The 10,135-nt window shown below is 35.6% G+C and carries 11 protein-coding genes; 4 read left to right on the forward strand and 7 right to left on the reverse strand.

Annotation, left to right across the window (positions count from 1 at the left end; genetic code table 11):
- Positions 1 to 11: 11 nt before the first annotated feature.
- From ISU00_RS17600 to ISU00_RS17625, 6 genes are all read right to left on the reverse strand, one after another.
- The gene (locus tag ISU00_RS17600; protein ID WP_228851983.1) at positions 12 to 1,091 is read right to left on the reverse strand and encodes an efflux RND transporter periplasmic adaptor subunit; all 1,080 of its coding nucleotides are present in this window, start codon (positions 1,089 to 1,091) and stop codon (positions 12 to 14) included.
- A gap of 2 nt (positions 1,092 to 1,093) precedes the next feature.
- Complete coding sequence (locus ISU00_RS17605) at positions 1,094 to 2,389, reverse strand: TolC family protein (protein ID WP_228851984.1); 1,296 nt, start codon at positions 2,387 to 2,389, stop codon at positions 1,094 to 1,096.
- 168 nt (positions 2,390 to 2,557) lie between these two features.
- Positions 2,558 to 4,552 carry an NAD-dependent DNA ligase LigA gene (ligA, locus tag ISU00_RS17610; RefSeq protein ID WP_228851985.1) on the reverse strand — a complete coding sequence of 665 codons (1,995 nt, stop codon included), beginning with the start codon at positions 4,550 to 4,552 and terminating at the stop codon, positions 2,558 to 2,560.
- A 21-nt stretch (positions 4,553 to 4,573) separates the two neighbouring features.
- Positions 4,574 to 5,164, reverse strand: coding sequence for an LOG family protein (locus ISU00_RS17615; RefSeq protein WP_228851986.1), 591 nt, complete (start codon positions 5,162 to 5,164; stop codon positions 4,574 to 4,576).
- Positions 5,157 to 6,023 (reverse strand): peptide chain release factor N(5)-glutamine methyltransferase, encoded by an 867-nt coding sequence (prmC, locus tag ISU00_RS17620; protein WP_228851987.1) that lies wholly within the window; start codon positions 6,021 to 6,023, stop codon positions 5,157 to 5,159. Before prmC ends, ISU00_RS17615 begins: the two co-directional genes overlap by 8 nt.
- Entirely contained in the window at positions 6,020 to 6,511 is a 492-nt protein-coding gene (locus ISU00_RS17625) for a GNAT family N-acetyltransferase (protein WP_228851988.1), read from the reverse strand. Before ISU00_RS17625 ends, prmC begins: the two co-directional genes overlap by 4 nt.
- A 21-nt stretch (positions 6,512 to 6,532) precedes the next feature.
- Between ISU00_RS17625 and ribD the strand changes: the two genes are divergently transcribed.
- The 4 genes from ribD to ISU00_RS17645 are packed head-to-tail and all read left to right on the forward strand — an operon-like array spanning position 6,533 to position 9,624.
- The gene (gene ribD / locus ISU00_RS17630) at positions 6,533 to 7,540 is read left to right on the forward strand and encodes a bifunctional diaminohydroxyphosphoribosylaminopyrimidine deaminase/5-amino-6-(5-phosphoribosylamino)uracil reductase RibD (protein WP_228851989.1); all 1,008 of its coding nucleotides are present in this window, start codon (positions 6,533 to 6,535) and stop codon (positions 7,538 to 7,540) included.
- Positions 7,533 to 8,138 (forward strand): HAD family hydrolase, encoded by a 606-nt coding sequence (locus tag ISU00_RS17635; protein WP_228851990.1) that lies wholly within the window; start codon positions 7,533 to 7,535, stop codon positions 8,136 to 8,138. The genes ribD and ISU00_RS17635 overlap by 8 nt, the downstream gene beginning before the upstream one ends.
- A 3-nt stretch (positions 8,139 to 8,141) precedes the next feature.
- Positions 8,142 to 9,005: an EamA family transporter gene (locus ISU00_RS17640; protein ID WP_228851991.1), complete on the forward strand. Its 864-nt coding sequence runs from the start codon at positions 8,142 to 8,144 to the stop codon at positions 9,003 to 9,005.
- 4 nt (positions 9,006 to 9,009) lie between these two features.
- Positions 9,010 to 9,624 carry an IMPACT family protein gene (locus ISU00_RS17645; RefSeq protein ID WP_228851992.1) on the forward strand — a complete coding sequence of 205 codons (615 nt, stop codon included), beginning with the start codon at positions 9,010 to 9,012 and terminating at the stop codon, positions 9,622 to 9,624.
- A 2-nt stretch (positions 9,625 to 9,626) separates the two neighbouring features.
- On the opposite strand, the gene ISU00_RS17650 is transcribed toward ISU00_RS17645, so the two are convergent.
- Positions 9,627 to 10,037: an acyl-CoA thioesterase gene (locus ISU00_RS17650; RefSeq protein ID WP_228851993.1), complete on the reverse strand. Its 411-nt coding sequence runs from the start codon at positions 10,035 to 10,037 to the stop codon at positions 9,627 to 9,629.
- Positions 10,038 to 10,135 lie beyond the last annotated feature (98 nt).

The raw sequence follows: 10,135 nt of genomic DNA on the forward strand, positions 1-10,135 counted from the left end.
TAGCTAACCTATTATTGTACCGAAACAGGTACGCCGTTATACAATTTACCCTCCGCAGAAACTATATAATTTTCATCAGGCCTCAATCCAGACAACACTTCCACTGTATCGCCAAATGATTTTCCAATTCTCACCCAACGCAACAAAGCCGTATTGCTTTCACTAACAGTATATATCCCTGAAAGTTGACCTTGATTTACAATGGCCGATTTTGGTATAACCACTTTTTCTATACGTGCTTTATTTTCATGAACGGGAAACTGAACGTTAACATACATGCCAGAAAGCACTTCTGGATGGCTTTCCACCAATTCAACGGTTGCTAAATATTGACCGCCCGTATTTCGTGCTGAAGTACTTAATTCATTTACAACCCCATTAAGTACAACTCCATTTGATTTTATATGAACCTTAGTTGTGTCTCCATTCTTAATATTAGTAATCTCACTTTCCGGTATTGATACCTTTGCCTCAAAAGCCTTGGCGCCTTCAATAGAAATTAGAGGGATACCTGGATTCGCCATAGCCCCTTCATCTATAAATTTATTTGTTATAATACCTGAAAATGGCGCACGAATATTACTATAGGCAAATTGAGCATCCACCTCCTTTTCCATTTGTTTCGCGACTTCTAGTCTTGCTTGGGCCATTTCGAACTTGGCAGTAATATCATCCAGTTCTTTTTGGGTGGCACTATTTTCCGCAAATAGATTTTTAAACCGATTATAATCTTTTTGGGCATTAGCATATGCTGCTTTTGCTTCCACAATTGTCGCTTGAGTTTGTGCTCTTTTTGCGGAAAGATCTGAGTTGTTTATTCTAATAACCAAGTCTCCTTTAGACACCTTATCACCCACTTTTACATAGATTTTTTCTACAAACCCCATAGATCTAGTACTAAGATTAGCACTATTAACCGCTTCAATTTTCCCACTAGCTGAAACCCATGATTCATTTTGCTCTGAGGAAACCGATGCTACATGAACAAGAACAGGAGTTGGAGAAGTATGCTTGTTTTCCTTTTTACCACCACACGAGAACAGTAGTAGCATAAAAGACATAATTGCAATAATATAGTTGGCTTTTTTCATGATTATTTACTTAAAAAATTTAGGTACAACTGTGCATAGTTGTATTGGAAAATGGCTTTGTTTAATTCTAATTGTTTTTGTGCGAATTGAGTTTCAGCAATAAGTAAATCAGAGGTTCTCTCCAAACCTTCCTTATAGCGGTTGTTCCTAATTCTCAAAGATTCTTCCGATTGTTCAACGGCTAATTTTGCTAGCCTTACGGAATTGTATGCATCCTGCACTAAACGGTTGGTCCGATTAAATTCTGACCGACTTTCCATTTTATATTGATCTAATTCATATTTAGATTTTTCAAAAGAAGCTTTACTCTTGGCTACTTTTCCAATTTTTTTTGAGCCATCGAATAAATTCCAACTTAATTGTGCCCCCACTATATAACCATTTGCATCGGCTTGAAAGAATTTGTCGTCATATAATTCAAAACTTCCAAAAGCATTAAGTCTTGGTAAAAAAGCCATTTTATCAGCTTTATAAGCACTTTCATAAGCATCAAGAGCTTTGCCCAAAGCCAATATATCAGGTCTTTCTTCCGTAAAGACCTTTATGTCCAAAGGAGCATTCATTAAACTTAAACTATCGGCTGGTTGATAAAGAGTAAACGTTTCGTCATTAAATAATACAGATAAGTAGTTGGATGCATTTAAAACATTACTTTGAGCCAACTGAAGTTGATTTTCAACTTCTGTATACCTCACTTCCACAGCCAATAAATCTGATTTCTGAATCAATCCTTGATTAAAACTATTTTTGGTAATTCGGAGTGTTTCAAACAAAGCCTCTCTAGTCTTCAATAATACATTTACTGCCCCTATAGCCAATTGTAATTGCATGTAGGCCTTTTTGGTTTCCATAACCACATATTCCTGAGTTCTTGCTTGATGAAATTCCGATGCTTCCATTTTAGCCTTTGCCGCACTTCTTTGAAAAATTCCGTCAAAATTGAGTAGTGGCTGCATTACCTCTATTTTAGTGGCAAAATTTGTTGTTTGGTCAGGATCATTCAACAAACTTGGATTGAAGTCATTTTGGGTAAGAATCTCCTGATTTAATTTAGACCCGAATGCCATCAACGGATTAGTTGTAGAAATCCCAGTATAAGATGCTTCAATACTGGGTAAGAATATAGCATTAGTTTGGGCATACTCTGCTTTCGATTCCAACACCGATGCATTAACCACCCTAATAACATTGCTATTTTGGGCAGCTTTATTTACAGCCTCCTCCATACTAAGGATGTGCTGAGCCTGAATGGCCCCGCTTAGCATGATAAAAAGAGTGATTATACTTATATATTTCATGAACATTTCAAATTTTGAACAAATATAAAGTGGCTGAACAGCTATAGTCAGTCACATTTGTTACCAAACTCAATTGCCAGAAAATATATGATTGGAAAAAAATACAATTCAGAAAAGGAAGCTATCTATCTGAATTATAATTATTTAGAATAAAATAAAATTATATTTCTATTGGATCATGCTAATGAATGAATATTCATCTATGATAGGAATACCTAGTGATTCAGCCTTTATTCGTTTACTCGGACCCATTTTATCTCCTGCGACCACATAGTTGGTTTTGGAAGAAATTGAACTACCGACCTTACCTCCATTTTCTTCTATTAGCCTTTTTAACTCGTCGCGACTTACGGATTCAAATACTCCTGAGACAACAAAAATATTCCCATTTAATTTATCTGTTCGGTTGCTTAAAATCTCTTCCGAAAGTGAAAAGTTTAAACCTTTATCCTTTAGACGTTCAATAATGTCCACATTCTCTAAGTTGCCGAAAAACTCTTTTACACTTTCCGCAATTTTTACTCCAATTTCTTCAACACCCTCCAATTCCTCTTGGGTTGCAGCCATTAACGAATCAATATTTTTGAAATGTCTAGCTAGTTTTTTCGCTACAGTTTCACCGACATATCTAATTCCCAAAGCAAACAATACTCGCTCAAATGGAACTCCCTTAGACTTTTCAATTCCGTTTATAAGATTATCGGCACTTTTTTCTGCCATTCTTTCCAAGGGAAGTACATCCTCCTTTTTTAAGTCGTATAAATCAGCATAGGTACTTGCCAAACCATTTGCCACCAATAAAGCAACAGTTTCTCCTCCTAGACCTTCAATATCCATAGCCTTTCTAGATATAAAATGCTCAATCCTTCCTACGATCTGTGGCCGACAATGTAATGAGTTCGGACAATAATGCTGTGCCTCACCTTCTTTCCGAATTAATTCAGTACCACATTCTGGACAATGGGTTATGTATTCTAGTCTTTGGGAATCTTTTGGTCTGAGTTCCAGATCAACACCAACTATTTTTGGAATAATTTCACCTCCCTTTTCAACATAAACGGTATCTCCAATTCGAACATCTAATTTTTCAATCTGATCCGCATTATGCAAGGATGCTCTTTTCACAACGGTTCCGGCCAAGGATACAGGATCTAGATTGGCAACCGGTGTAACCGCCCCAGTTCTTCCAACCTGATAAGAAACACTTCTGAGAATAGTGGAACCCTGTTCAGCCTGAAATTTGTAAGCAATGGCCCAACGTGGGGCTTTAGCAGTATAACCCATTTCTTGTTGCTGGTGCAGGTCGTTAACCTTTACTACAACACCGTCTGTTTCATATGGAAGATCGTAGCGCTTTTTATCCCAATGGGATATATAGCTCATAACCTCCTTAATGTTTTTGGAAATTTTTGGTTCAGGAGGGACCTTAAAACCCCAGTCCCTGGCCTTTTGCAACATTTCAAAGTGTGTTTTCAGACCAATCTCCGCTCCAACAATATGGTAAAATAAACATTCCAAGGGACGTTTAGCCACCTCGCCACTATCTTGAAGCTTTAAACTACCTGAAGCAGTATTCCTAGGATTACGGTACGGCTCTTCGCCCTGGGCAATACGCTCTTCATTCATTTTATTAAAGCCTTCAAATGGTAAAACCACTTCACCTCTAATTTCAAATAACTCCGGATAATCACCTTTTAAGATTAAGGGAACTGAACGAATTGTCTTAATATTTGTAGTTACATCATCACCTTGGAAACCATCACCACGGGTAACCGCTGAAACCAATTTTCCATCTCTATAGGTTAAGTTAATGGAGGCTCCGTCATACTTTAGTTCACAAGCGAAACCAATATGCCCATCAACCATCTTTTCCAACCGATCGGTCCATTCCATTAATTCATCGCTAGAATAGCAATTATTTAAGGAGTACATCCTATGTAAATGTTGGACCGTATTGAAGTTCTTAGTGATTTCACCTCCAACCCTTGATGTTGGTGAATTAGGATCCTTAAATTCTGGGTGCTTCAATTCTAAAGATTGCAATTCTTTTAAAAGGACATCGAATTCAAAATCGCTGATTACCGGTTCATCTAACACATAGTAGCGATAATTGTGCTCGTTTAATTCTTTTGTTAATTGAGCAATCCTCTCTTTATCCGTCATTATAAACTGATATTTATTCTATTAAGTTTTATTCAAATTCAACCATTTAGGAACATCTGGAGCTTCATACGCCTCCATTTTGGCAAGTAGTTGTTCAATAGAATCAGAGACCAAGAGGATTTCTTGATTCGTCTTACTTAGAAATCCCTTTTCAACCATGATTTCTGACATTTTTATTAAATGGTCAAAATATCCATTAGAATTTAGTAGTCCTATAGGTTTTTTATGCAGTCCCAACTGGGCCCAGGTAATGATTTCAAATAATTCTTCCAAGGTTCCAAATCCTCCAGGCAAAGCAATAAATGCATTCGCCCGTTCATGCATTGCAAGCTTTCGCTCATGCATTGTTTGAGTAGTTATTAATTCTGAAAGATTAGGGTGAACGACTTCCTTTGTTTTTAAAAAGTCTGGTATAATACCAATTACGGTACCAGAACGCCCCAGGACTGTGTCTGCAATAAGACCCATTATACCTACCCTAGCTCCACCGTAAATTAATTGGACATTTCTTTCGGCCAATATTCTTCCCAACTCTTTAGCATGAGCTTCAATATTTACATCATTGCCATTACTACTTCCGCAAAAAACTGCTATGGAATTTAAGTTATTCAAATTTTGTAAGTTTTAGCATCCTCGATTTTCCAAAAAAGTCCTTTCTAAACTCCCAACTAAATCCACCGATTTCATTTAAGAGTTTTTTCAATGGTTGACTAAGATACTCATTGATCTCAAAATAGATATGCCCGTTAGTTTTCAATTTATCAACAGCTATCTCAAGAATTTTTCTATAAAAAATAAGAGGATCCTCATCATCCACAAAAAGAGCTAAATGTGGCTCATAATCTAGCACATTTGACTTCATCTTCAGTTTTTCTGAAATTCTTACATAAGGAGGGTTAGATACGATTAAATCGTAATCCGCCATTTTTGTGAATAATTCTGATTCTTTCAATTTTAAAACGTCGCCATGAAAAAATCTAACTCTAGAATCATTTCTATTTGCATTCTCCTTAGCCAACTTTAACGCACCATCACTAATGTCAATGGCTTCTACGTCTGTATCTATTAGGTTTTTAGCCAGGGAAATAGCTATACATCCGCTACCTGTTCCAACATCCAATATTTTCAAGGAAGAAACAGTACTGTGATCAACCAATATCCATTCAACAAGTTCTTCAGTTTCAGGTCGAGGAATTAACACATTTGGGTTTACCAAAAACTCCATCCCATAAAATTCTGTATACCCTAAAATATATTGAATTGGCGTGTAGTCCTGAAGCTGATTTATTTGATTGACCAAAGTAAACTCCTTATCCTTTGGGATATCATAACTTAGGTTTAGTGGAATTTCGTGACGCTTTAATTGAAGGGAATGTTGAACAAGCTGATAATAAAATTCATCTACTTCATTCTTTTCATATAACCCAGTCAAATTGTCATAGAACTGTGCCCTAAACTCTTTTAATTTCATAAATCTTTAAGCATCCAAACATTGCAGGAATAATGCCCTGTATCTCCCATTGGCCCATCAATATAATTGAATCCGTTTGCTGCATATAGTCTACGGGCACGCTCCATATAAGGCATTGTCTCTAGGTAACAACTTTTAAATTTAAATTCTTTGGCTTTATGAAGGCACCTATCAATCAGACGTTTGCCTATTCCCTCACCTCTAACTCGATTCAATATATACATCTTCTGTAATTCGCAAACTTGTGGATCACCTTTTTGTAAAGGGCTAATACCACAACCTCCTACAACTTCACCATCTTTAATTGCCAAAAAATAAATACATCTTGGATGGTCATAGGTTTCGTACATGCAATCAAGTGCCGAATCTGCATAGGCAGTACCCACCTTGGGAACACCCATTTCTATCAAAACCTCTCGGATTACCTTTGCAATGGATTTATTATCAGCCAACGAAATTTCCCGAATAATTGCCTGATTAGTGCTCATTATATTCCTAATTTTACCGATGTGAATATACACGAAAAATATATGAGACGCTGTATACAGCTAGCCAAAAATGGCTTGGGGACCACCGCCCCTAATCCAATGGTTGGATGCGTTATTGTTCACCAAGGAAAAATTATTGGTGAAGGCTTTACAAGTCCTTATGGAGGACCACATGCAGAAGTTAATGCAATTAATAGTGTAAAGGAACCAAGCCTTCTAAAAAATTCCCAACTCTATGTATCCTTAGAACCATGTTCACATTTTGGCAAAACTCCACCTTGTTCGGATTTAATCATTTCAAAAAAGATCCCCATGGTAATTATCGGAATAGTCGATTCGCACTCTAAAGTTGCCGGTAAAGGAATAGAAAAAATGAAACATGAAGGGATAAATGTTATAACCGGAATATTACAAGAAGAGTGTTATCAAATTAATAAGCGCTTTTTTACATTCCATAATAAGAAAAGACCATACGTTATTTTGAAATGGGCCCAAACTAAAGACGGTTTTCTTGCCCCTTTGCATAAAGATGTAAATTCTCCGTTTTGGATCTCAAACCAGTATTCCCGTCAATTAACACATAAATGGAGAAGTGAGGAGATGGCTATTCTGGTTGGAGGTAAGACAATTATAGATGACAATCCCAGTTTAACTACAAGGGATTATTACGGTAAAAATCCTATCAGAATTATTTTTAAAAACAGTCAACATCTTTCAAAAAAATTTAAGATTTTTGAGAATGCCGATGAGACTATTTTTGTGGAGAAATTAGTAGATGGCACCAATGAAGATCAAATACAACATCTTCTCCAGTCTATCAATAAAGAAGAAATTATTTCTATTATTGTTGAAGGAGGCCTAAAAACCCTAAATTTATTTTTAAATTCTGGCGTTTGGGACGAGGCTAGAATTTTTGTCGGAAATTCCTTTTTGGACAAAGGACTTCCTGCTCCCGAATTAGAATTACCTACTTATAAAATGGAAAAAATTCTTAATGACCAACTTTACGTACTGACCAACAATGATTAAAACCTTAATTTTTGATTTTGGCGGAGTATTTATCAATGTAGATAAAGAAGGCGCCAAAAAACGAGCATTATCGGTTTATAAGGTGAAAGAATATTCAAAGGACATGGTGAAAATTAACGATCTCTACGATCGTGGCGAAATTTCCACTTTAGAATTCATTGAATTTTATTTAGAAAAATTCCCTCATTTAGACGAATACCAAATCCTTGAACTTTGGAATGATTGTATAGAAGATTTCCCCTACCACAGGCTCCGATTTTTAAAAAAGCTCGCACAAGACAAAAAATATCGATTGATTCTAATAAGTAATATGAATCAACTTCATATTGAATGGATAATTAATAATGTGCGTTATTTTGAAGAGTTTGTTTCATGTTTCGATAGGTTTTATCTCTCGCACGAAATAAACTTGAGGAAACCAGACCCGGAGGTATTTCAATTCATCCTCCAAAATGATGGACTCAACCCAAAAGAATGCTTTTTTGTGGACAATTCTAAAGCCAATACTGAAATTGCTGAATCTCTTGGAATTAAATCATGGAATATAGACCCATCTAAGGATGATGTCTCTAATCTTTTTCAAACATATTCAATTTAAGATTTGATATTTTTATCACTAAGCGTCTTAGCCTCGACTCTTATTTTTGTGGTGTTTAAGCTGCTACAAAAATTACGAATCGACAATCTTCAGGCCATAGTTATAAATTATATTGCTGCCTCTGTATTCGGGTTTACCTTAGCTTCCAGCGAATTAGAATTTATTGATATTTTTCAAAAACAATGGATTTGGGGATCCTTAATTCTTGGGGCGTTGTTTATAACTATATTTAATGTTATGGCATATACCTCGCAAATAAATGGCATTGCAGTAGCATCCGTAGCGACTAAGATGAGTCTGATTATCCCGGTAATATTGGGGCTATTTTTATACCAGGAGAATACAACCTTGTTAAAGTTTATCGGTGTTGGAATTGCATTGACCTCAGTTTATTTAACCTCATTTAAAAAAGGAAATGCAACAAATTCCATAACAAATTTAGGGTGGCCTATTACACTATTTATAGGTTCGGGTATTATTGATTCTGCCATAAAATATTATCAATTCAATCATTTACAAGATTTTGAATACGGTTATTTTTCAGCTTCAATTTTTATGTTTGCAGGAATATTTGGAATTGCCTTCTTCAGCATGCAACGGCTAAAGGGTAGAGCAAAATTTAATCCTAAAAGTATCCCATTCGGCATTATTCTAGGTGTAATAAACTTTGGATCAATATATTTCTTGCTAAAGGCCCTAAATTCTCCCGAAACTGAAAGCGCCACTATATTTTCCATTAACAATGTTGCTATAGTATTATTTTCTTCATTAATTGGGTTATTCTTTTTTAATGAGCGATTATTGAAGAAAAATTGGGTGGGAATCGCTTTGGCGATTGCAGCTATATTTATAATTCAGTTAGCTTAGGTTAATGAATGATTCTTACAAGACAATAAAAGATTCTGTATCCTATATACTTTTCAAGGATAGAAATAGTAAATTCTATGGTTTTGCCTTTCCTATTAAAGGAGAGGAGGAAGTTAAAACCTATTTGTCGGAATTAAGAAAAATGCATCATTCAGCACGCCATTGGTGTTATGCATTTCAATTAGGAAATGAAATTTCTGGGATTTATTATCGCTACAATGACGATGGCGAACCATCGAATTCTGCCGGAGCACCAATTTATGGACAAATTCAATCTTTTGAAGTCACCGACCTTTTAGTAGTGGTGGTACGTTATTTTGGAGGCACTAAATTAGGGGTGAGCGGGCTTATAAATGCTTACAAAACAACAGCTGAATTAACTTTAACTGAAGCAATAATAATAGCAAAACATGTAGTAGAGACCTTTAAGGTAAACTACCCATACTCTTTAACCACCGAAGTAATGCGTGTCTGCAGCCGAGATTCGGTAGAAATTATTTCTCAAAAATTTGATGCTTCCTGTGAAATGCTAATACAAATAAAACTTAGTAAGGCAAATAAAATTTTTGAAGAATTGGATAAAATTTATGGAATTGAATGTAAAAAAATAGTGCTTTAATTTTATTGGGTAAGTTTTTTAAGTAGATCTTCAGGGCAGCGAATAGGTCGATTTTTTTCCTTATCCATAAAAACTAAGGTAGTTGAACCGGTTGCAAGCAGGTCATTTTTCTCGTTAAACAGTTCATAATTGAAGGAAATTTTTGCGGTTGGTTTTTCAGAAAGTTGAGTCTTTACTTTAACCAAATCATCATAACGAGCTGGGCTTTTGAAATTTATATTTATGCTTATTACGGGAAGCATAATTCCATCGTTTTCCATTTGTTTGTAAGTGACCCCAAATTTTCGTAGCCACTCTGTTCTACCAACCTCAAAATACTGTGCATAATTCCCATGGTAGACTACCCCCATTTGATCTGTTTCCCCATATCTGACGCGGAATTCAGTTTGATCAAATTCATATGGATTCTCCATTGGTTTTAGGATTTTTTTTGTAACTTCAAAGACAGTTAAACATGGGAAAATATTTCTGAAAATTCAACACTGATTGATTTTTTTTTTAAGAAATTTGT

Source organism: Aegicerativicinus sediminis (assembly GCF_015476115.1).
GTDB classification, from domain to species: domain Bacteria; phylum Bacteroidota; class Bacteroidia; order Flavobacteriales; family Flavobacteriaceae; genus Aegicerativicinus; species Aegicerativicinus sediminis.